This window comes from Duganella sp. Dugasp78 (genome assembly GCF_059491455.1).
Genome location: NZ_CP168506.1, coordinates 1,827,812 through 1,850,344 on the forward strand (window position 1 = coordinate 1,827,812; position 22,533 = coordinate 1,850,344).

General features: G+C 64.5%; 17 protein-coding genes. 6 read left to right on the top strand and 11 right to left on the bottom strand.

Annotated features, from left to right (window positions below; genetic code table 11):
- Positions 1-90: 90 nt before the first annotated feature.
- From ACEN9O_RS08160 to ACEN9O_RS08185, 6 genes are all read right to left on the bottom strand, one after another.
- Positions 91-648, bottom strand: coding sequence for a hypothetical protein (locus ACEN9O_RS08160; protein WP_495617078.1), 558 nt, complete (start codon positions 646-648; stop codon positions 91-93).
- Positions 649-843: 195 nt separating this feature from the next.
- Positions 844-2,910 (bottom strand): M13 family metallopeptidase, encoded by a 2,067-nt coding sequence (locus tag ACEN9O_RS08165; protein ID WP_495617079.1) that lies wholly within the window; start codon positions 2,908-2,910, stop codon positions 844-846.
- Positions 2,911-2,997: 87 nt separating this feature from the next.
- Positions 2,998-4,998, bottom strand: coding sequence for a M13 family metallopeptidase (locus ACEN9O_RS08170; RefSeq protein ID WP_495618440.1), 2,001 nt, complete (start codon positions 4,996-4,998; stop codon positions 2,998-3,000).
- A 195-nt stretch (positions 4,999-5,193) separates the two neighbouring features.
- A complete protein-coding gene (locus ACEN9O_RS08175; RefSeq protein WP_495618441.1) occupies positions 5,194-7,185 on the bottom strand; it encodes a M13 family metallopeptidase in 1,992 nt (663 codons plus the stop codon).
- 55 nt (positions 7,186-7,240) lie between these two features.
- Positions 7,241-9,454 (bottom strand): TonB-dependent receptor plug domain-containing protein, encoded by a 2,214-nt coding sequence (locus tag ACEN9O_RS08180; protein WP_495617080.1) that lies wholly within the window; start codon positions 9,452-9,454, stop codon positions 7,241-7,243.
- A gap of 218 nt (positions 9,455-9,672) precedes the next feature.
- Complete coding sequence (locus ACEN9O_RS08185; RefSeq protein ID WP_495617081.1) at positions 9,673-10,257, bottom strand: hypothetical protein; 585 nt, start codon at positions 10,255-10,257, stop codon at positions 9,673-9,675.
- A 363-nt stretch (positions 10,258-10,620) separates the two neighbouring features.
- Between ACEN9O_RS08185 and ACEN9O_RS08190 the strand changes: the two genes are divergently transcribed.
- Together ACEN9O_RS08190 and ACEN9O_RS08195 are read left to right on the top strand one after the other, a co-directional pair.
- A complete protein-coding gene (locus tag ACEN9O_RS08190; protein ID WP_495617082.1) occupies positions 10,621-12,066 on the top strand; it encodes a S41 family peptidase in 1,446 nt (481 codons plus the stop codon).
- Positions 12,067-12,295: 229 nt separating this feature from the next.
- Entirely contained in the window at positions 12,296-13,417 is a 1,122-nt protein-coding gene (locus tag ACEN9O_RS08195) for a beta-ketoacyl-ACP synthase III (RefSeq protein WP_495617083.1), read from the top strand.
- Here ACEN9O_RS08195 and ACEN9O_RS08200 read toward each other — a convergent pair.
- Both ACEN9O_RS08200 and ACEN9O_RS08205 read right to left on the bottom strand, forming a co-directional pair.
- Positions 13,414-14,031, bottom strand: coding sequence for an FMN-dependent NADH-azoreductase (locus ACEN9O_RS08200; protein ID WP_495617084.1), 618 nt, complete (start codon positions 14,029-14,031; stop codon positions 13,414-13,416). The two genes, ACEN9O_RS08195 and ACEN9O_RS08200, sit on opposite strands and share 4 nt — an antisense overlap.
- Positions 14,028-14,471, bottom strand: coding sequence for a GNAT family N-acetyltransferase (locus ACEN9O_RS08205; RefSeq protein ID WP_495617085.1), 444 nt, complete (start codon positions 14,469-14,471; stop codon positions 14,028-14,030). Before ACEN9O_RS08205 ends, ACEN9O_RS08200 begins: the two co-directional genes overlap by 4 nt.
- Positions 14,472-14,550: 79 nt before the next feature.
- On the opposite strand from ACEN9O_RS08205, the gene pdxR reads away from it, so the two are divergent.
- The 3 genes from pdxR to ACEN9O_RS08220 all read left to right on the top strand — a co-directional run bounded on the left by pdxR (position 14,551) and on the right by ACEN9O_RS08220 (position 18,728).
- A complete protein-coding gene (gene pdxR, locus ACEN9O_RS08210; protein ID WP_495617086.1) occupies positions 14,551-15,981 on the top strand; it encodes a MocR-like pyridoxine biosynthesis transcription factor PdxR in 1,431 nt (476 codons plus the stop codon).
- Positions 15,982-16,045: 64 nt separating this feature from the next.
- Positions 16,046-17,773 (top strand): cation:proton antiporter domain-containing protein, encoded by a 1,728-nt coding sequence (locus tag ACEN9O_RS08215; RefSeq protein ID WP_495617087.1) that lies wholly within the window; start codon positions 16,046-16,048, stop codon positions 17,771-17,773.
- Complete coding sequence (locus tag ACEN9O_RS08220; protein WP_495617088.1) at positions 17,763-18,728, top strand: hypothetical protein; 966 nt, start codon at positions 17,763-17,765, stop codon at positions 18,726-18,728. The genes ACEN9O_RS08215 and ACEN9O_RS08220 overlap by 11 nt, the downstream gene beginning before the upstream one ends.
- Positions 18,729-18,736: 8 nt before the next feature.
- Here the strand turns inward: ACEN9O_RS08220 and ACEN9O_RS08225 are convergent, their stop codons facing one another.
- Positions 18,737-20,782, bottom strand: coding sequence for a 2,4-dienoyl-CoA reductase FMN-binding domain-containing protein (locus ACEN9O_RS08225; protein ID WP_495617089.1), 2,046 nt, complete (start codon positions 20,780-20,782; stop codon positions 18,737-18,739).
- Positions 20,783-20,992: 210 nt separating this feature from the next.
- Here ACEN9O_RS08225 and ACEN9O_RS08230 point away from each other — a divergent pair, with 210 nt between their 5' ends.
- Positions 20,993-21,520, top strand: coding sequence for an SRPBCC family protein (locus ACEN9O_RS08230; protein ID WP_495617090.1), 528 nt, complete (start codon positions 20,993-20,995; stop codon positions 21,518-21,520).
- A gap of 88 nt (positions 21,521-21,608) precedes the next feature.
- Here the strand turns inward: ACEN9O_RS08230 and ACEN9O_RS08235 are convergent, their stop codons facing one another.
- Both ACEN9O_RS08235 and ACEN9O_RS08240 read right to left on the bottom strand, forming a co-directional pair.
- Positions 21,609-22,061 carry a hypothetical protein gene (locus ACEN9O_RS08235; RefSeq protein ID WP_495617091.1) on the bottom strand — a complete coding sequence of 151 codons (453 nt, stop codon included), beginning with the start codon at positions 22,059-22,061 and terminating at the stop codon, positions 21,609-21,611.
- Positions 22,062-22,085: 24 nt separating this feature from the next.
- Positions 22,086-22,529 carry a DUF2721 domain-containing protein gene (locus tag ACEN9O_RS08240; RefSeq protein WP_495617092.1) on the bottom strand — a complete coding sequence of 148 codons (444 nt, stop codon included), beginning with the start codon at positions 22,527-22,529 and terminating at the stop codon, positions 22,086-22,088.
- Positions 22,530-22,533: the final 4 nt, after the last annotated feature.

The window sequence follows — 22,533 nt, forward strand, 5'->3', positions numbered from 1 at the left end:
GGATGGTAGAACTGGCGCGCAGCGATTCAGGCGGAAAACCGCATGAACCGGCTGGCGCTTATGCGGAAATCCGCCAAGCCTGGCTGCAGATCAGCTGCACAGGCCGAAGGCCTTGCGGTCGGCGAAGTAGCGGTAGGTGAAGGTGCGCATCGGGTACTTGGTCAACGCGATCTCGAAGGCGGGCGGCACCATGTCGAAGCGTTCCGGCAGCTTCTCCTTCACGCGCAGGCGCACGCGCCAGATTGTATCGTCGCTGGTGGCGCCTGCCACAAGCATGTCCGGCACCTTGGGGATCACATCGACGATCTCCGGCCGCGAGTTGGTGGCGCGCTGGTAGAAGCTCACCAGTTCCGCCTTGGCCAGCACCGGGCCTTTGGGCGCGGTGACGTGATACTCGCGGCTCAGGAACATGGCCCGCTCGCCGCGCGGCACCAGGTAGACAAAGGTGAACTCGGCGCCGCCGTCCGGTAGCGTGACCGGCGGCGTGGTCGACACACTGATCCCGCGTGGCAGCTCGTAGCGCGAGCCTTCCTGCCAGGTGGAGCACTCCGGCGTCTTCGCCATGTAGACATCGACAGGCGTAAACGAATCGCCGCAAGCGGCCAGCAGCAGGGGCAAAACGAGGAGTGCGGAATAACGCAAGCGCATGGGGTACCGGTTTCTTGTAATTCGAAGCCCCTAGTTTAACAGGCGCCGCGTCGTTCCCGCGCAGGCGGGAATCCATGCTGAGCTGGTGCCGCGTTGACGCATGCTCAGCATGGACTCCCGCTTTCGCGGGAGTGACGACGGGGGGCAATAAAAAGGGCCGCATCGCTGCGGCCCTTCTTTGCGTCTATGCGGTGCTTACCACATGATCACGCGGTCTTTTGGTTCCAGGTACATCTTGTCGCCCGGCTTCACGTTGAAAGCGTCGTAGAAGCCTGGCTGGTTGCGCATCGGGCCGTTGGCGCGGAACTGGCCTGGCGAGTGCGGGTCGGTCTTGATCTGCACGATCTGCTGCGCTTCACGCATCTTCAGGCGCCACACTTGCGCAAAGCCCATGTAGAAGCGCTGGTCGCCGGTCAGGCCGTCGATCACCGGAGCTTCCTTGCCGCCCAACGACAGCTTGTAGGCCTTGTACGCAATCGCGATGCCGCTGTTGTCGGCGATGTTCTCGCCCAGGGTCAGCTCGCCGTTGACGTGGTAGCCAGGCAGAGGGCTGAACTGGTTGTACTGCTCCACCAGCATCTTGGTCTTGGCCGCGAAGTTCTTGTGGTCCGCAGCGGTCCACCAGTCACGCAGGTTGCCGTCGCCGTCGTACTGCGCGCCCTGGTCGTCGAAGCCGTGGCTGATCTCGTGGCCGATCACGCCGCCGATGGCGCCGTAGTTGACCGCGTCGTCCGCGTCAGCATTGAAGAACGGTGCCTGCAGGATCGAGGCCGGGAACACGATCTCGTTCATTTCCGGATTGTAGTAGGCGTTGACGGTTTGCGGCGTCATGCCCCACTCTTCGCGGTCGATCGGCTTGCCCAGCTTGGCCAGTTCCTTGTTGTACTCGAACTCGCGCGAGCGCAGCACGTTGCCCACCAGGTCGTCCTTGGCAACGACCAGCTTGGAGTAATCGCGCCAATGGTTCGGGTACGCGATCTTGGTGGTGAACTTGGCCAGCTTTTCCTGCGCCTGTTTCTTGGTGACCGGGCTCATCCAATCCAGCTGGTCGATGCTGACCTTGTAGGCGGCCAGCAGATTGTTCACCAGCGCCTGCATGCGCGCCTTGCGCTCGGCCGGGAAGTTCTGCTCGACGTAGATCTTGCCGACGGCTTCGCCCAGCGCGCCTTCGGTCACGGAAACGCCGCGCTTCCAGCGTGGACGCTGCTCGGTCACGCCGCTCAGCACGGTGCCGTAGAAGGCGAAGTTTTCATCGTCGTAGGCCTTGCTCAGGTAAGGCGCACCGGAGTGCAGCAGCTGCCAGCGGAAGTAGGACTTCAGCGTGTCCAGCGGGGTCTTGGCCAGCAGCGCGGTCATGCCCTTCAGGTAGCTAGGCTGGCCGACGATCACATACTTGACCTTGCCGGTCACGCCGGCGTCGGTCAGGTAGGCGTTCCAGTCGTAGCCTGGCGCGAGCTTGCCCAGCTTGGCGATGTCGACCTTGTTATAGGCCTTGACCGGATCGCGCAGCTCGACTTTGGTCCACTGGATCTTGGCCAGTTCTTTTTCGAATTCCACGATGGCGTGCGCGGTGACGGCGCCGTGCGCGTCGCCTGCCATGGTCAGCATTTTGCCGACGTGCAGTTCGTACTTGGCCAGCGCATCGGCCATCTTCTTGTCGTCCGCTTTCAGGTAGTAATCGCGGTCCGGCAGGCCCAGGCCATCCTGGCCGATATCGACCACATACTTGGTCGAATCCTTGTTGTCCTGATGGATGCCATAACCGTACGGCGCGGTCACGCCGATTTTGTTCAGGTGCGCGATCAGCGCCGGCAGCTGCTTCTTGTCGCTCACGGCGGCGATCTTCGCCAGTTCCGCGTTCAGCGGGGTCAGGCCCAGTTGTTCCAGCTTGGCCTCGTCCATGAAGCTGGCGTAGAAGTCGCCGATGCGCTGGGCTTCAGGTCCGCCGGCCTTGTTGGCGGCCGCGCCTTCGATGATGGCGCGCAGTTGCGGCTGGATGTCGTCGCGCAGCTTGGCGAAGCTGCCCCAGCTCGCCTTGTCGGCCGGGATTTCGGTCGTGGCCAGCCATTTGCCGTTCATGTGGGTGAACAGGTCGTCCTGCGCGCGTACCGCTGGATCGATGTACTCCACCGCAATGCCGGAAGCCAGCTTGGCGTTTGCTACTTGGGCGCTGGCCGGAGCTACACTTGTGGTGTTGTCGGCTGCGCCCACCAGGCCTGCGATCAGGCTCAGGGTCAATGCACTTATGAGATGACGTTTCACGAAAATATCCTCTTGAATTAATAAAGGCCAATCCAGATGTTTGGCCCTGTTGCGCTTTATATCACAGGGCCGCTTTCGCACAAAGGCTTACCACATGATGACGCGGTCTTTTGGCGCCAGATACATTTTATCGCCCGGTTTGACGCCAAAAGCGTTGTAAAAACCCGGCTGGTTGCGCACCGTGCCGTTGGCGCGGAACTGGTCCGGCGAGTGCGGGTCGGATTTAAGGTAAACGATTTGCTGGGCGTCGCGGATCTTGCTGCGCCACACCTGGCCAAAGCCCATGTAGAAGCGCTGCTCGCCGCTCAGGCCGTCGATCACCGGCGACGGCTGGCCGTTCAGCGAAATCTGGTAAGCCTTGAGCGCGATCGCCGCGCCGGAATTGTCGGCAATGTTCTCGCCCAGGGTCAGCTCGCCGTTGACGTGGTAGCCCTTGACCGGGCTGAAGGCGTCGTATTGCTTGACCAGCATCTTGCTCTTGGCCGCGAAGTTCTTGTGGTCGGCCTTGGTCCACCAGTCGCGCAGGTTGCCGTCGCCGTCGTACTGGGCGCCCTGGTCGTCGAAGCCGTGGCTGATCTCGTGGCCGATCACCGCACCGATGGCGCCGTAGTTGACCGCGTCATCGGCGTCGGCGTTGAAGAACGGCGGTTGCAGGATGGCGGCCGGGAACACGATCTCGTTCAGCTCCGGGTTGTAATAGGCGTTGATGGTCTGCGGCGTCATGCCCCACTCGTCGCGGTCGATAGGCTTGCCGAGCTTGTTCACCTCCTTGTTGTAGTCGAACTGGCGCGAACGCTGGACATTGCCCACCAGGTCATCCTTGACCACCACCAGCGACGAATAGTCGCGCCACTTGTTCGGATAGCCGATCTTGACCATGAACTTGGCCAGCTTGGCCTGCGCCTGCTCCTTGGTCGCCGGGCCCATCCAGTCCAGCGTGTTGATGCTTTGCTTGAAGGCCGCCAGCAGGTTCGCCACCAGTGCCTCCATGCGGGCCTTGCGCTCTGCCGGGAAGTGCTGCTCGACGTACAGCTTGCCCAGGCTCTCGCCCAGCGCGCCATCGGTGGCGTTGACCGCGCGCTTCCAGCGCGGCTCCTGCTCCTTGGTGTCGCTCAGCACGGTGCCGTAGAAGGCGAAGTTCTCCAGCGCGAATTGTTTCGACAGATACGGCGCGCTGGCGTGGATCACCTGCCAGCGGAACCACGCCTGCCAGGTCGCCAGCGGGGTCTTGTTCAACACCTTGTTGAAGCCGCTGATGAAGCTGGGCTGGCTGACGATGACGTAGTCGACCTTGCCGGCGATGCCGGTATCGTTGAGCCAGGTGGTCCAGTCGTAGCCTGGCGCCAGCTTGGACAGGTCGGCCAGCGGCACCTTGTTGTAGGCCTTGACCGGATCGCGCAGCTCGACCTTGGTCCACTGGATTTTCGCCAGCTCGGTTTCCAGCGCGACGATGGCCTTGGCGTCCGCGGCCGGGTTGGCGTTGCCGGCCAGGGTCAGCATTTTAGTGACGTGCTGCTGGTACTTGGCCAGCGTGTCGGCCATCTTCTTGTCCGACTTTTTCAGGTAGTAGTCGCGGTCCGGCAGGCTCAGGCCGTCCTGGCCGAGGTCGGCCACGTACTTGGTCGAATCCTTGTTGTCCTGGTGGATGGCGAAGCCGTAGGGCGCGGTCACGCCGTAGCGGTTGAAATGCGCGATCAGGGCCGGGATGTCCTTCTTGTCCTTGAGCGCGGCCACGCGGTCCAGTTCGGCGCGCAGCGGGCTCAGACCCAATTGCTCCAGCTTGGCCTCGTCCATATAGCTGGCGAAGAAATCGCCGATGCGCTGGGCGTCCGAGCCGGGAGTCTTGTTCGGATCGGCGGCGGCCGCCTCGATGATGGCGCGCAGCTGCGGCTTGGTGTCGTCGTCCAGCTTTTCAAACGAGCCCCAGCTCGACTTGTCGGCCGGGATGGCGGTCTTGGCCAGCCACTTGCCGTTCAGGTTGAGAAAGAAATCGTCCTGCGGGCGCACCGCGGCGTTGAGCTCGCCCACATCCACGCCCGAGATTTTTTGTTGTGCCTGGACACCGGCCGAAGCCAGCAGCGCCAGCATCAGCGCGCTTAACAGTTGTGCTTTCAAATCTTTCTCCAAAGGTGGGGTCAAGTCTGACATTCGGACACGACCTCTTCTGTAACAGGTGCTTAGGGCTGGGCTCGTGTCCGAATGTCAGACTTGACCCCCGCTGTAACGATAGCAAAAAGGCCACACTTGGTGGCCTTTTTATGCAGTTTTTCGACGGTTAAGCGCTTACCAGATGATCACGCGCTGTTCCGGCGCAACATACATCTTGTCGCCCGGCTTGACGCCGAAGGCTTCGTAGAAGCCCGGCTGGTTGACCATCGTGCCGTTGGCGCGGAACTGGCCCGGCGAGTGCGGGTCGGTCTTGATCAGCACGATCTGCTGGGCGTCGCGCGTCTTGCTGCGCCATACCTGGGCAAAACCCATGTAGAAGCGCTGGTCGCCGGTCAGGCCGTCGATCACCGGCGCTTCCTTACCGCCCAGCGACAGCTTGTAGGCCTTGTAGGCGATCGCCACGCCGCTGTTGTCGGCGATGTTCTCGCCCAGGGTCAGCGCACCGTTGACGTTGTAGCCCCTGATCGGGCTGTAGCCGTCGTACTGTTTGGTCAGCGCGTCGGCCTTGGCCTTGAAGTTGGCGCGGTCTTCCTTGGTCCACCAGTCGCGCAGGTTGCCGTCGCCGTCGGACTGGCTGCCCTTGTCGTCGAAGCCGTGGCTGATTTCGTGGCCGATCACCGCGCCGATGGCGCCGTAGTTGACGGCGTCGTCGGCCTTGGCGTCAAAGAACGGCGGTTGCAGGATCGCGGCCGGGAACACGATCTCGTTCATCGTCGAGTTGTAGTAGGCGTTGATGGTCTGCGGCGTCATGCCCCACTCTTCGCGGTCGATCGGCTTGCCCAGCTTGTTGACCATGCGCTGGTGGCTGAACGCCGCAGCGCGCATGGCGTTGCCCAGCAGGTCGCTCTTGACGATGGCCAGCGACGAGTAATCGCGCCATTTGTTCGGATAGCCGATCTTGGGCGTGAACTTGGCCAGCTTGGCCTGCGCCTCCTTCTTGGTCTCCGGGCTCATCCAGTCAAGGGTGTCGATGCTGGTCTTGTACGCAACCAGCAGGTTCCTGACCAGCTCTTCCATGCGCGCCTTGCGCTCCGGCGGGAAGTACTGGCTCACGTACAGCTTGCCCAGCACTTCGCCCAGGCTGGCTTCGACCAGGCCCACCGCCGACTTCCAGCGCGGCGGCTTGACGGCCACGCCGGTCAGCACGGTGCTGTAGAAATCGAAATCGGCGTCGGCGAAGTCCTTCGACAGGTAGGGCGAGGCGCGGCGCAGCAGCTGCCATTCGAAGTAGGATTTCCAGGTCGCCAGGTCGGTCTTTTCCAGCACGGCGTTGAAGCCGGTCAGGTAGCTGGGCTGGTTGACGATCACGTAGTCGACCTTGTTGGCCACGCCGGCCGCGGCCAGCGCGTGCTGCCAGTCATAGGCCGGCGCCAGTTCGGACAGCCTGGCGATCTCGGTCTTGTTGTAGCGCTTGACCGGGTCGCGGTTTTCGACCTTGGTCCACTGCGCTTCGGCCAGCGCGGTTTCCAGCGCGACGATGGTCTTGGCGCTGGCGGCGGCCTGCTTGTCGCCGCCCAGCGTGAGGATCTTGGTGATGTGCGCCTCGTACTTGGCCAGCGTGTCGGCCATCTTCGGGTCGTCTTTTTTCAGGTAGTAGTCGCGGTCCGGCAGGCCCAGGCCGCTTTGCGAGATGCCGACCGCGTACCGGGTCGATGCGCGTGCATCCTGGCTGACGTAGATGCCGTACGGCGCGCTGACGCCGATCTCGCCCAGGTGGGCGATCAGCATCGGGAAGGCTTTCTTGTCCTTGATGGCGCGGATGCGGTTGAGCTCGCCCGCCAGCGGCTTGACGCCCAGCGACTCCAGCTTTTTCTCGTCCATGAAGCTGGCGTACAGGTCGCCGATTTTCTGGGCATCGCTGCCGGCCTTGCGGTTCTTGTCGGCCTCGGCCGTTTCGATGATGGCGCGCAGCTGCGGCAGCACGTCGTCGCGCAGCTTGGCGAAGGTGCCCCAGCTGGCTTTGTCTTCGGGGATCTGCGTGGCCTTCAGCCACTCGCCGTTCAGATAGCGGTAGAAATCGTCCTGCGGACGCACGCTGGCGTCGATGTATTGGGTGGCGATGCCGGATACCGGGGTGGTGTCGGCGGCGCCGGCGACGGCGGCCATCAGGCTCAGGGTAAGCGCGCTCAGCAAATATCGTTTCACTGCATTTCCTTCTTGGTCAGAATTTCATCTCGTATTTGACGCTCCAGACTACGTAAGTCTGGTTGGTCGTGTTGGCCAGTTGTGCCAGGCCATTGGTGGTCACGATATTACTACCGAGCGCGTCTTCCGCCATTAAATTATTTGCAGAAATGCGGACTTGATTGCGCGCGTTGAACTTCCACAGCCCGTAGGCGTCGAACGAGCGCTTGCGGCTGGTGGTCACCACCTGCTCCACGCTGCTCTGGATGATGGTTGCCGGCGTCCAGTTCAGGCTGGCGCCCAGGGTCAGCGGCACCGGCTTCAGGCGGTAGTCCAGGCCGACGTTGGCGGTCTGCTTCGGTTGCGCGTCGAGCCGGTTGTTGGGGCCGGGGATGTCGTCCACGCTGGACCAGAAGCGGCTGTAGTTGGAACGGAAGTCGAGCGCCGGGCCGTCCGGGATCAGCTCCTGCAACTGCAGCTTGGCTTCCAGTTCGATGCCCTTGGTGCGCGCGTGGCCGATGTTGGCCGGCGTCGACACCCAGCGCGGGCCGGTCGGCGTGTTCTGCAGGGTCAGCTCGCGGCGGATCAGGTCCTTGATGTCGCGCACGAAGCCGCCGGCGGTGATGATGCCGCTGCGGCCCAGGTAGTGCTCGTAGGCGAAGTCCAGGCCGGTCGCCAGCTCGGGCTTGAGGTCGGGGTTGCCGGTGCGGTCGGGCCGGGTGGCGCTGTTCAGGCGCGACAGCGACGGCAAGGCGATCAGGTCCTGGATGTTGGCGGCCTTGTAGCTCTTGGTCAGGCTGGCGCGGATCTGGTCCTTGTCGTGCCCGGGGATGCGGTAGACGCCGTGCAACAGCGGGCTCAGCACGCTGCTGGTGTTGCTGATGTCCTGGCCGGCGCGCGTGCTGGTGGTGCGGATGCCTTCCCAGCGCAGGCCGGCGTAGCCGGACCACTGCTTGCTGATGTCCCACTCGTCCTGCGCGAACACGGCCAGGCGGCGCGTGTCGGCGGTCAGGTTGTCGCCGGAATCGCCGAACTGCGATACGCCGTTCTTGTCCAGCGAGGTCTTGGTCTCGACGCGATGGCCCAGCTCGACATCCCAGCCGGCCGCCAGCGAGTGCTCCTTGCCGATCGGCGTGGTGTACTTGCCGCCGCTGCTGGCGCTGCGGTCGCGCACGGTGGCGTCGTCGGTGTAGCGCTGCAGCAGCTTGCCGGCGTTGTCGTATTGATAGCGCAGCGAATCGCTGTCGCTGTGGCCGCTGCCGAAGCCGAACTTGACGTCCAGCTTGGACGCGCCCTGCAGCTTGTGCACCCAGTTGCCGAAGCCGCGCAGGAAGGTCGATTCCGCGTGGGTGCCGGTCAGCGCCAGGTTGTATTCGGGCGGCTGCTGCAGGGCCGGCGGCACCAGGCCGAAGTTCTGCGTCAGGTCGCTGCGCGAGTTGCCGTCGCTGCGGTTGACCATCAGGAAGGGCTGGAAGTTCAGCGTGTCGCCGCTGTCGAACTTGTAGGACAGGCGCGGCGTCAGGTGGATGCCGCGCGAAGTGCGTTTGGTCTGGTCGAGGACGTTCTGGTCCTTGAGCACCACGCCGTCTTCGCGGGTGTCGCGGTTGTAGGTTTCGGTCTGGTCGTGCTGGCGGTTCTCGAAGACCGAACCGGTCAGCAGCCAGGTCAGGCCGCCCACCTTGCCCGGCACCGTCAGCGAGACATTGGGCGCGTGGCGGCCCTGCTCGATGCTGTCGGTGAACTTGAGCTGCTTGTCCTTTTGCTGGTAGCCGTCGCGCAGGATGATGTTGATGGTGCCGGCGATGGCGCGCGTGCTGTGCTCGGCGACCGGGCCGCGCATCACTTCGATGCGCTCGACCTGGTCGGGCGACAGCGATTCCATCGAGAAGCCGGCCGGCGGCCGCTCGCCGTTCAGCAGCACCTGCGTGTAGCCGTTGCCCATGCCGCGCATGCGCACATCGCCGCCGCGGCCGGGGCGGCCGCCGATGGTCACGCCCGGCAGGCGCTTGAGGATGTCGCCGAGGTTGCTGTCGCCGTTACGGTCCAGCTCTTCGCGGCCGTAGACCTGCTTGCCGGCCACCGAATTGCGGCGTTCGTCCATGTCGCTGGCACGGCCGCCGCTGATGTTGACCTGGGGCACGGGCTTGCCGTCGGCTCCCAGCGCCGGCTTGGCGGGCGCGGTATCGGTTTGTGCATAGACGTCGGAGGCGCCCAACAGGGCCAGGCAGGCGAGGGAGATCAGTTTGCTCATAGGCTGCACATTCTACCGGCAGCCCCGCCTGCCAACAGGGCCGGAGGCCGATTTTTACTTTACGATACACACCCGTGCGACTGTCGTCATTCCCCCCACTGGGGGAATGACTTCCCGCGCAAGCGGGAATCCAGGCATTGCCTGAATTCCCTCCATACTCCGCCGGCCAGGATGCTCAGCATGGGTTCCCGCCTGCGCGGGAACGACGGTGCTGCAGCTTAACCGCCCGGCAGGCTGATGCTGGCGCCGCCGGGTCCGCCGATGCTGCCGCCCATGCCACCCATGCCGCCCTTGCGGCCGCCACGGTGCTGCTCGCCGCCTTCCTGGCGGTGCGGCGCGGCGCCGTTGTGGGCGCCGGAATCCGGCATCCGCTGCAGCTGCTCGCTAACCAGTTGCACCACGGCCTGGCGCTGGGTTTCATTCAAGGCATCGTTGACGGTCAGCCACCATTCGCGCAGCAGCTTTTCCTCCAGCGCGCTGGCGGTGGTTTCCTCGTCCACCGCCTTGGCCAGGTCGCGCAGCTCGACATTGGCGCCCTTGGTGCCTTCCAGCGTGGCCGCCTGCAGGCGTTCGCGGCGCGCCTGGCGCTCGCGCAGCAGGTTGCGGGTCTTGTTTTCAGTCTGCTGCCACAGCACCTGCTGGTTGGCGTTCAGGTTCAGCGATTTTTTCAACTCGGCCGCCATCGGCAGCATGTCTTCGGCGCGCATTTCCATGACCGGCAGCGCGAAGGCCGGCAGCAAGGCAGCGCTCAAGGCCAGCGCGACAGTCGCGCGCTGCAAGGTGGAATAAAAACGAGTACGCATGGGGGCTCCGTCGATAAAAAAAAGCCTGCGCTTGGGGCGCAGGCAAAAACCACTTCAGGGTAGAGAGAAATACGAGTTCAGTTTAGGTCGCGCCCCCCGCCGTTACAGGACTTCTTACATTTGCTTACGGTCGTGAACGTGGGGGATACACTGCGTACAAAACAGCAAACTTAACCTTACGCCAAGCGGGCTCTGGCGTACTTCAAAAGTCAACGGCCAGCGTTGTAAATTCTCGTAAAGGTATAAATGATTTCGTCGTGGCTACTACGTTTGCCAGGAATCAGGTTTATACTCAACTCAAGCACGTTGCGGCGGGAGGGCTCGCCGGCGACGGCTGTCGGCAACAGCTTCGATAGGTGAAACATGGGCAAGAAACTAAAGAATTCCGGACTGGTCGGTTTGGGCGTCATCGCCGGCATCGCTGTGTCCCTGCAATTTTCCGCCATGGCACAAAAGCCGGTGGACCCGCCGCTGCCGCTGGAAGAGCTGCGCCAGCTGGCCGACGTCTTCGGCCTGATCAAGTCCGACTACGTTGAAAAAGTCGAGGACAAGAAGCTGCTGACCGAAGCCATCTCCGGCATGGTCGCCTCGCTGGACCCGCATTCCGCCTACCTGGACAAGAAAGCCTACGCCGAACTGCGCGAAGGCTCGCAGGGCAAGTTCGTCGGCCTGGGCATCGAGATCGGCCAGAGCGAGGACGGCTACATCAAGATCGTCGCACCGATCGAGGACTCGCCGGCCTGGCGCGCCGGCATCAAGGCGGGCGACCTGATCTCGCGCCTGGACAGCACGCCGGTCAAGGGCCTGAGCCTGGACGAGTCGGTCAAGAAGATGCGCGGCGAGCCGCACACCAAGGTCAGCATGACCATCCTGCGCAAGGGCGAGGCCGAGCCGCTGGTGTTCAACATCACGCGCGAAGAGATCCACCAGAAGAGCGTCAAGGGCAAGATCGTCGAGCCCGGCTATGCATGGCTGCGCATCTCGCAGTTCCAGGAGCCGACCGTCGACGACCTGGCCGCCAAGATTGTCGAACTGTATAAACAGGACCCGAACATCAAGGGCCTGGTGCTGGACCTGCGCAACGATCCGGGCGGCGTGCTGCAGGGCGCGATCGGCGTGGCGGCGGCCTTCCTGCCCAAGGATGCGGCCATCGTCTCGACCAACGGCCAGCTGCCGGACTCCAAGCAGATCTTCTACGGCCGTCCCGAATACTACGCGCTGCGCAACGACAGCGACGCGCTGGCCAAGCTGCCGGCCGCCATCAAGCAGGTGCCGATGGCGGTGCTGGTCAACACCGGATCGGCCTCGGCCTCGGAAATCGTCGCTGGCGCGCTGCAGGACTACAAGCGGGCCGACATCATCGGCACCCAGACCTTCGGCAAGGGCTCGGTGCAGACCATCCGCCAGCTGACCGCCGACACCGCCGTCAAGCTGACCACGGCGCGCTACTACACGCCGAACGGCCGCTCGATCCAGGCCAAGGGCATCGTGCCGGACCTGGCGGTGGATGAAAACGCCGACGGCGACGGCCTGAACGCGCTGCGCACCCGCGAAGCCGACCTCGACAAGCACCTGACCAACGACCGCGACCAGGAAATCGCCAAGAGCAAGCGCGACGAGCTGGAAGAGCAGCTGCGCATCGTGGCGCTGGAGAAGAAGCGCAAGCCGCTGGAATACGGCAGCGCCGACGACTTCCAGCTGGCGCAGGCGCTCAACCACCTGAAAGGCTTGCCGATGCAGCTGTCCAAGCCGGAGACCACGGTGGTGCAGGCCGACGTGGGCGTGAAGAAGGATTTGGCCAAGAAATAATCAACCCCGGGGTCAAGTCTGACATTCGGACACGGGCTCTGCCTTAACCTGCGTTATGGTAGAGCCCGTGTCCGAATGTCAGACTTGACCCCGCCGTTTGTTGTAGCGAACTCAGCGGCGCCTCAGGGCGCCGCTTTTATTTTTGCGGCTTTTTCTCCGATCATGCAGTCATTGTGTAGAATTTGCCTCATTATTGGCGCAAGCCATTGCCTAATTTGAAAGTTTAAACATGAAACAAGCGGTCATCAGCGGTACCGGTCTCTTTACGCCAGCCCAATCGATTTCCAACGAGGAGCTGGTGGAATGCTTCAACGCCTACGCCGAACAGTTCAACGCCGACAACGCCGCCGCCATCGCCGACGGCTCCGTCACGGCGCTGGAGATGTCCAGCGTGGCCTTCATTGAAAAGGCGTCCGGCATCAAATCGCGCTTTGTGATGGAAAAGACCGGCATCCTGGACCCGCAGCGCATGGTGTCGCGCATCCCGGAACGCGCGGACGAGGAACTGTCGCTGCAGGCGGAAATCTGCGTCGCCGCGGCGCGCCAGGCGCTGGACCGCGCCGGCCGCGCGCCGGCCGATATCGACATGGTGCTGGTGGCCTGCTCCAATATGCAGCGCGGCTATCCGGCGATGGCGGTGGAGGTGCAGGACGCGCTGGGCATCGAGGGCTACGGCTTCGACATGAACGTGGCCTGCTCGTCGGCCACCTTCGGCATCCAGCAGGCGGTGGCGGCGGTGCAGAGCGGCCAGGCGCGCGCGGTGCTGGTGCTCAATCCTGAAATCACCAGCGGCCACCTGAACTGGCGCGACCGCGACAGCCACTTCATCTTCGGCGACGCCTGCACGGCGATGGTGATCGAGGCGGCCGACACGGCCAAGGGTACGCACCGCTGGGAAATCGTCGAGACCAAACTGAAGACCAGCTTCTCCAACAACATCCGCAACAACTTCGGCTTCCTGAACCGCTTCGACGAGTCGGGCATCGGCCAGCCGGACAAGCTGTTCCGCCAGCAGGGCCGCAAGGTGTTCAAGGACGTGTGCCCGATGGCCGCCGAGATGATCAAGACCACCATCGCCGGCGCCGGACTGGAAGTGCCGCAGGTGAGCCGCTACTGGCTGCACCAGGCCAACCTGAACATGAACCTGCTGATCAGCCGCATGGTGCTGGGCCGCGACGCCGAGCCGGGCGAAGCGCCGGTGATCCTGGACACCTACGCCAACACCTCGTCGGCCGGTTCGGTGATCGCCTTCCACAAGCACTCGGACGACATGGCACCCGGCCAGCTGGGCGTGATCTGCTCGTTCGGCGCCGGCTACTCGATCGGCTGCGTGGTGGTGCGCCGGATCTAAGCGACGCAGTCGTTCAGTTCCCGCTCGACGGCCGCGAATGCGGCCGTTGTCGCTTCCGGGCCGGCCACGGTGGACTCGACGGAGAAGAAGCTCAGGTTCTTCAGGCCTATCGTCGGCAGGATCGCGCGCAGATAGGGTTCGAGGAAGTCGGGCTGACGCGCACGTTCGCCGGTGCGGTGGCCGCCGGAGCTGACGGCGATGTACACCGGACGATCGGCCAGCATGCCGACCTTGCCCTCCGGCGTGGCGTTGAAGGTGACGCCGATGCGCACCACGTGGTCCAGCCAGGCCTTCAGCGCCGACGGCACCGTGAAGTTGTGCATCGGCGTGGCGATGATCACGCAATCGGTGTCGCGCAGTTCGGCGATCAGGCGCTCCGACAGCGCCAGCGAGGACATGGCGCGCCCGTTGGCCGCCCGCGCGCCATCCCGCGTGCCGCCCAATGCGCCCGCGTACTCGGCGTCGAGATGCGGCAGCGGCTCGGCCCACAAATCGCGCGTGAGGATTTGCGCGGCGGGATGCTGCGACAGCAGGCGGTCCATCACACGCTGGGACAGGCGATAGCTCACCGATTGCTCCCCACGCGGGCTGCATGTAATGTGCAGGATCTTCATGCCGCCTCCGCCTTCAGGAATTTACCGAAGCGCATCGCGCCCGTCATCAGGCCCTCGCGGAAGTAGAAGCGCTGCGCGCGCGCATTCGCCAGCCCGGTGTCGAGCACCAGCTTGGCGCACCTCGCCTCATCAGCATACACCGTCAACCGCTCCAGCAACCGCGCACCCCAGCCCTGGCCGCGCGTCTTCTCGCCGGCCACCAAGTCGTCGACATACAGGAAGCGGCCGTACACCAGATTCTCCTCCAGCCGATAGCCTGCCAGCGCCACCACTTCGCCATCCTCCCACGCGGCCAGGATGCGGTAGCCCTGCTCGTTCATACGCGTCACGCGCGTGACGAAATCGTCTTCGGTCGTCAGGTGCGGCCGCAGTTCCTTCATCACCGGATAGCAGGCGCGCAGCTGCTCCGTCGTCTCCACGTCCTTCAGTTTTTCGTGCATGGCGGCTCCTTTTAAAACACCATCTTATGGCTGCAATGGCATAATCTCCAGAGCCATAAAATGACATCCCGACTAGGCCATGAAAACCAAGCCCGACTTCCTCCAGCTCGACAACGCCGCCGCCGAACCGCTCTACCGGCAGATCTACACCCGCTTCCGCAGCGCCATCGCCGACGGCCTGCTGTTGCCGGACGCCCGCATCCCGTCGGCCCGCGCACTGGCGCTGGAACTGGGCCTGGCGCGCGGCACGGTCGAAGCGGCCTACTCGCTGCTGGCCGCCGAAGGCTACGTCGAAACGCGCGGCCAGGCCGGCACCGTCGTCACGCCGGCGCTGGCGCACCACGCGGCGACGGCGGTATCCAAGCCGGCCACGCGCGCGCGCCGCACGCCGGCCGGCGCATCGCCCTCCCCCGTGCATGACACGCTGAATCGTCCATTTCAATTGGGCCTGCCGGCGCTGGACGCTTTCCCCCGCAAAGTGTGGGCACGGCTGGCGGCGCGCGCGATCCGCGCCGCGCAGGCGGACGACATGGTCTACCCGCCCTTCGCCGGCCAGGCGCCGCTGCGCGCGGCTATCGCCACGTACCTGCAGCTATCGCGCGGCATCAGCTGCTCGCCGTCGCAGGTGTTCATCACCTCCGGCTACCGCAACACGCTGGAGCTGGTCGTGCGCGCCCTGCTGCAACCGGGCGACGGCGTGTGGGTGGAAGATCCGGGCTTCCCGCCCACCGGCGAGCTGCTCACGCAAGCCGGCATGAAACTGGCCCCGGTGGCGGTTGACGCCGAGGGATTGCAGGTGTCGCACGGCGTGGCGACAGCGCCGCATGCCAGGGCTGCCATCGTCACGCCGGCGCATCAAAGCTCGTTGTGCGTGTCGCTGTCGCTGCCGCGCCGCCTGGCGCTGCTGGACTGGGCGGCGCAGGCCGGCGCCTGGATCGTGGAAGACGACTACGACGGCGAATACCGCTACGCCAGCCGCCCCCTGCCGGCGCTGCAAAGCCTGGACCGCGACGGCCGCGTGCTGTACGCCGGCACCTTCAGCAAGGTACTGTTCCCGGCCGTGCGACTGGCCTACCTGGTGGTGCCGGAGGCGCAGGTACGGCGCTTCGAGCAAACCTGCCTGACCTTCGCCGCCGGCGGACCGGCGCTGACGCAAACCATCGTCAGCGATTTCATGAACGAAGGCCATTTCGCCCGCCACATCCAGCGTATGCGGCGTCTTTACGCGGAACGCCGCCAGATCGCGGCGGAAGGACTGAACGCGGTGCTGGGCAAGCACCTGCGCATCGATCCGCAGCCCGGCGGCATGCACCTGGTGCTGCGCATGAAGGGCCGCCACACCGACCGTGCCCTGGCCGAACGCATGCGGCAGGACGGCATGGCGGCGCTGGCGCTGTCCGAACGCACGGTGCTGCCGCATGCATCGTCGGCGCTGCTGCTGGCCTTCACCAACATCGACACGCCGCAGCGGGCGCGCGAACTGGGCAAGCGCATACTCCGGCTGATGTAATCCGTGCGCGAAATGATTGTGCTACGCTAGGGTTCACCCACCCTGCCGCAGGAGCCCCGCACGCATGCCCCACAATATCAGCCTGATCACCACCATCGCGGCCGCGCTGGGCTTCGGCCTTTTGTTCGGCTATGTCGCAACGCGCCTCAAGCTGCCGGCGCTGGTGGGGTATCTGGCTGCGGGCATCGTCATCGGCCCCGCCACGCCGGGCTTCGTGGCCGATACGGCGTTGGCCGGGCAGCTGGCCGAAATCGGCGTGATGCTGATGATGTTCGGCGTCGGCTTGCATTTTTCACTTGATGACCTGTGGGCAGTGCGGCGCGTGGCGCTGCCGGGTGCCGTGCTGCAGATTGCGGTCGCCACCGCGCTTGGCATGACGCTGGCGCACTTCTGGGGCTGGAGCCTGGGCGGCGGGCTGGTATTCGGACTCGCACTCTCGGTGGCCAGCACGGTGGTGCTGCTGCGGGCGCTGGAGGAACGCGGCATCCTCGATAGCTTAAACGGCCGCATCGCAGTAGGCTGGCTGGTGGTGGAAGACCTGGTGACGGTATTGGTGCTGGTGCTGCTGCCGGCGCTGGCCGGTTCGCTGGGCGGCACGCACAGCGAAAGCCACGGCGTCACCGCCATGGGCGAAGCAAACCTGTGGACCACGCTGGCGATCACGCTGGGCCAGGTGGGCGCCTTCATCGCGCTGATGCTGGTGGTGGGCCGCAAGCTGTTCCCGTGGATCCTGTGGCAGGTGGCGCGCACCGGCTCGCGCGAGCTGTTCACGCTGTGCGTGATCGCCGCCGCCGTCGGCATCGCCTATGCGTCGACCCACTACTTCGGCGTCTCGTTCGCGCTGGGCGCCTTCTTCGCCGGCATGGTGCTGCGCGAATCCGAACTGGCGCACCGCGCCGCCGAGGAATCGCTGCCGCTGCGCGACGCGTTCGCGGTGCTGTTCTTTGTTTCGGTCGGCATGCTGTTCGAGCCGTCGATACTGGTCGAGCAGCCGCTCAAGCTGCTGGCGGTGGTGGCGATCATCGTGGCCGGCAAATCGGTCGCGGCTTTCCTGCTGGTGCTGCTGCTGCGCTACCCGGTCAAGACTGCGCTGATGGTGTCGGCCAGCCTGGCGCAGATCGGCGAGTTCTCCTTCATCCTGGCGGCGCTGGGCCTGTCCCTCGGCCTGATGCCGGTCGAAGGACAGAGCCTGATACTGGCCGGTGCCATCATCTCCATCGCGATCAATCCGATGGTGTTCCGCGCCACCAAACCGCTGGAGCGCTGGCTGGGCAAGAACATAGCGCTGGCCGCCAAATTCGAGCGCGCGGCCGATCCGCTGGCGGAGCTGCCGACATCGGTGCCGCAAGAGCATCTGTCGGGACAAGTGGTGCTGGTCGGCTATGGCCGCGTGGGCCGGCGCATTGCCGCGGTGCTCACCGAGCGCGGCATTCCCTTCGTGGTGGCGGAGCAGAATCGCGAACTGGTCGACCAGTTGCGCAAGGAAGGCGCGCACGCGGTGGCCGGCAACGCGGGAGAACCGGCGGTGCTGATCCAGGCGCACATCGCGCGCGCCGCGATGCTGGTGATCGCCACGCCGGACACCTTCCACGTGCGGACCATGATCGAAACCGCGCGCGCGCTCAACCCCGACATCAAGACCGTGGTGCGCACGCACAGCGACGAGGAGGCGGAACTCCTGCGCGGCGAACGCGCGGGCGAGATTTTCATCGGCGAACAGGAGCTGGCAAAAGGAATGACTGAATCCATACTGACCACCATGATCAAGGGCGGAGGCCACCATGCTCACTAGGCGCGCCTTGATGTGCTGCGCGGCGGCGCTGCCGTTGTCCGTCATCGTTGCCGGCGCGGGTGCGTCGCCAGCGCGCGTGCAGCTGGAATTTCACAGCGCGTTCCTGATGAATCTTCACCACTTCCTGTTCAACCTGGGCGTGCATCCGGAACAGCTGGAAAAAACCAGCTGGACAGCCGCGCCAACCGCCGACGAGATGGCCGCGCTGCGCAACGCCGTCACCCACTATCGCGACAACTACGCCAAGCGCGACCTGCTGTTCGACGACCAGATGACGTCCATCAAAACCGCGTTAAGCGTGGCCGACACGCGGCGCAGCGCCGGCGGCCTGGCCTTGCCGCCGCAACTGGCCGCCACGCTGGACAGTGTCGCGCCGATGTACGCGCGCTGCCTCTGGAACCAGCATGACGCCGGCAACCAACGATGGATCGCCGAAGCGAAGCGGCTCGACACGCGTTATGGCGCCGAGGTCCAGGAAACCATCGCCCGCTATCTGCAAGCCCCCTTCCCGCTCACGCCGATCCGCATCGACATCGTGGCGGAAACCGGCAAGCGCCAGGGCGCCTACACGGATACGCAGACGGTGATCCTCGGCGGACGTCCCAGCTATCAGGGGCTGGCGTCGCTGGAGATGGTGTATCACGAAATCTCACACGTCGCGTCGACGGAAAAGCTGGAAAACGCCATCGAAGCGCGCCTCAAGGCCACGCAGCGCAAGCTCGATTCGGACCTGTGGCATGCGGTGCAGTTCTACACCGTCGGCGCCGTGGTGAAGGACGCGTACAAACGCGATGGCATCGCCTACGAACCCTATGCGGACAAGGCCGGCCTGTTCAAAGGTTACTGGGCTCCCCTGATGCCGTCGATAGAAAACGAATGGCGCCCCTACATGAACGGCAAGCAGACGTTCGACCAGGCAGTGGCGCGCATGGTCGACCAACTGCCAGCCGGATAAGGCGCGCTTTAGAGGCTGACCGCCAGCTCCGCGCCTTCCTTGATGGCGCGCTTGGCGTCCAGCTCCGCGGCCAACGCGGCGCCGCCGATCTTGTGGAAGCGCGGCCAACCTGCGTTGGCCTTGACCTCATCTTCCGACGGCATCAACTCGGTCAGGCTGTCCTGGCCCGCGCAGACCACCACGTTATCCACCGACAGCAGGCGCTGCTCGCCAGCGATGGTCACGTGCAGGCCCTGGTCGTCGATGCGGTCGTACTGCACGCCGGCCAGCATCACCACGCCGTTGCGCGCCAGGACCGCACGGTGCACCCAGCCCGACGTCTTGCCCAGGCCAGCACCAAGCTTCGATACCTTGCGCTGCAACAGGTACAGCTGGCGCACCGGCTCCGGCGCGGCGGCCGTCGTCAGGCCACCAGGCGCGTCGCCCTTCATGTCCACGCCCCACTCCCTGGCCCAGACATCCAGCGCCAGCGGCAGCGGATGCTTCGGGTCGTGCAGCAGGTATTCGCCAACGTCGAAGCCGATGCCGCCCGCGCCGATGATGGCCACGCGCTTGCCCACCGGCGCCTTGTTCTGCAAGACGTCGATATACGACAGCACCTTCGGATGATCGATACCTTCAATCGGCGGACGGCGCACCTTGATGCCGGTGGCGACCACCACGTCGTCGTAGCCCTCTGCGATCAGCTGCTCGCGCGTGACGCGCACGCCCAGCTTGACGCTCACGCCGGTCAATTCCAGTTTGCGGCGGAAGTAGCGGATGGTCTCGGCGAATTCCTCCTTGCCCGGTATCTGCATGGCGATCTTGAACTGGCCGCCGACGCTGTCGCTGGAGTCGAACAGGGTCACGTCATGGCCGCATTCCGCCGCCACGGTGGCCGCCGACAAACCGGCCGGCCCGGCGCCGACCACCGCCACGCGGCGCTTCCTGGCCGCCGGCGCGTAGACCAGTTCCGTCTCGTGGCAGGCGCGCGGATTCACCAGGCAGCTGGCGCGCTTGTTGGAGAAGGTGTGGTCCAGGCAGGCCTGGTTGCAGCCAATGCAGGTGTTGATTTCATCGGTGCGGCCTTGCGCGGCCTTGATGACGAAGTGCGAATCGGCCAGGAAGGGACGCGCCATCGAAATCATGTCGGCGTCGCCGCGTTGCAGGATGCCTTCCGCCTCGGCCGGCATGTTGATGCGGTTGGACGCCACCACCGGTATCGTCACCTCGCGGCGCAGGCGGCCCGCCAGGCTGGCGAAGGCGCCGCGCGGCACCGAGGTCACGATGGTCGGCACGCGCGCCTCGTGCCAGCCGTAGCCGGAATTGAGGATGGTCACGCCGGCCTGCTGCAGGGCCTTGGCCACGGCCACCACGTCGTCCCAGGTGTTGCCGCCATCGACCAGGTCGAGCAGCGAGTGGCGGTACATGATGATGAAGTCATTGCCCACTTCCGCGCGGATGCGCTTGACGATTTCCACCGGCAGCCGCATGCGGTTCTCGATGCTGCCGCCCCACTGGTCGGTGCGCAGGTTGGTGCGCGCGCACAGGAACTGGTTGAGCAGGTAGCCTTCGCTGCCCATCACTTCGATGCCGTCGTAGCCGGCGTCGCGCGCCAGCTTGGCGCAGCGGGCGTAGTCGCGGATGGTCGATTCGATGCCGGCCTCGGTCAGCGCGCGCGGCTTGAACGGCGAGATCGGCGATTTCTTCTCCGACGCCGACACCACGAACGGCTGGTAGCCGTAGCGGCCCGCGTGCAGGATCTGCATCAGGATCTTGCCGCCCTCTTCGTGCACCGCGCTGGTCACGCGGCGGTGGTTGATCACGTCGCCCTTGAAGTTGAGCGTGCCGCCGAACGGCAGCAGCCACCCCGAGCGGTTGGGCGAGATGCCGCCGGTGACGATCAATCCGACGCCGCCGCGCGCGCGTTCGCGGTAGAAGGCGGCCAGCTTGCCGTAGTTGTAGAAGCGATCCTCAAGACCGGTGTGCATGGAGCCCATGACGACGCGGTTGCGCAGCGTCGTGAAGCCCAGGTCGAGGGGGGCCAGCAGGTGTGGGTATGGTGAAGTTGTCATTATGGTTGTTAGAGTCAGACGTGGGGTCGGGCAGGATGATGCCCGCATTAAAACGCAATTCTCTAGACCTGGGCTTCTAAAGTCCCGGCGCCCGCCCCTGAATTTGGCCTGGGGTGCGGTAGCGCTCTTGTATTCTGCCACCCTTTCCCTTACGCTGGAAAGATGATGCGATTCCTTCTGTTTCTGATGTTAGGTGTAGCCGCCCCGGTGATGGCGCAGGCACCTAGGCTTGAATTACCCAAGCTGGAGGTGTCGGTCAACCGGGTGGAGCTCGATGCGCTGCATATGTATGAAGTGGATGCCACCGGCACGGTGGCGGCGCCACTGCCGAAGGTATGGCGCATCCTGACCGGCTACGAGCGCATGGCCGAATTCGTGCCCGACATGGAGTCGTGCAAGGTCCTGTCGCGCAATGGCAATGAAGTCATCATTGAACAATTCGGCGTGGCCCGCTTCCTGTTCATGTCCAAGTCCATCCACCTGATCGTGCGCGCGACCGAGCAGCCGATGTCGTCGATCGACATCTCGCTGATCTCCGGCGACATGAAGCACTACGAATCGCACTGGGAATTGATACCGGTGCCCGAGACCGGCGGCACCAAGGTGGTCTACAGCGGCAAGCTGATACCGAACTTCTACGTGCCCGGCATCCTCGGCGCCAAGATGATACGCGGCGATATCGAGCGCATGATGAGCGCCGTGCTGGCGCGCCTCGACCGCCGCGAGGACGCCAGGTAACCCGCATGCCTAAGTGGCGCAGCCAGCGTGCCACTTAGGGGGCGGACCCCGAACGGGGTCTGACCCCGCCTGGCAGTGCGGGGTAAAACTAGGCCAAATAGGTATCGCGGTCGCGGATCTCGGCGAAATTTTCCAGGCTGCCGATCTTCACCAGCACCGGATTGAGGCTCAGCTTTGCCTGCATGGCGCGCCAGGCGAACTGCCATTCCTGCTCCTGCGCTTCGGCCGCGGTCTTGGTGAAGGCCGCGCCCAGCGCGGCGCGGGTGCCGTATTCGACGGCGCCGTCGATGCCCGCCCAGCTGGGCAGGGTGCGCTGCACCGCGCGGTGCAGGCGCTCGCCGAATTCCTCGGTGTTGTGGATGACCAGGCAGGTGTCCGACGAAAACAGCTCGAACAGCTTGCGGTCCCACGCCTGCGAGAAGCTCAGGGTCAGGCAGCTGGAGGCCGGGGTCAGGATGAACTGGCCCTGGGTCAGCGCCAGTTCCAGGTCTTCGCGCACGCCGTAGCGGTACAGGGTCGGAGGGCGTTGGTAATCGTGCATATCGGTACTCTATTCTTTACAAAGTTATTTGGTCGGGCGGCGCACATGGCGGTGCGCGCGCATCGCCGCCGAGGCAATGAAGATCTCGCGCAGCAGGTAGAAGAAGCTGCCGATCAGGGCCAGCATCGCCACCACGAACATGCCCGCGATGTACTTATCGAGCGAGATGTTGGTGATATCGCCCCAGAACAGCATCGCGATCACCAGGCAAATCAGCAGCCCGCAGGCGGTCGACAGCGTGATCGAGACGTTGATCAGGTGCGATCTTCGGTAGAGCACATCGAGTTCGTTCAGGTAGGCGTCGCTGTAGCCGATGTCGAGCCGGTCCTCCAGCACCCGCGAACGGTCGATGATGCGCGCCAGGCGGTTGGTCAGCACCACGAGGTTGGTGCAGACGCCGGTCAGCAGGAACACCGGCGCGATCGCCAGCTGGATGATGTGGCCGATATCGCCGACTTGAATATTCATGGAT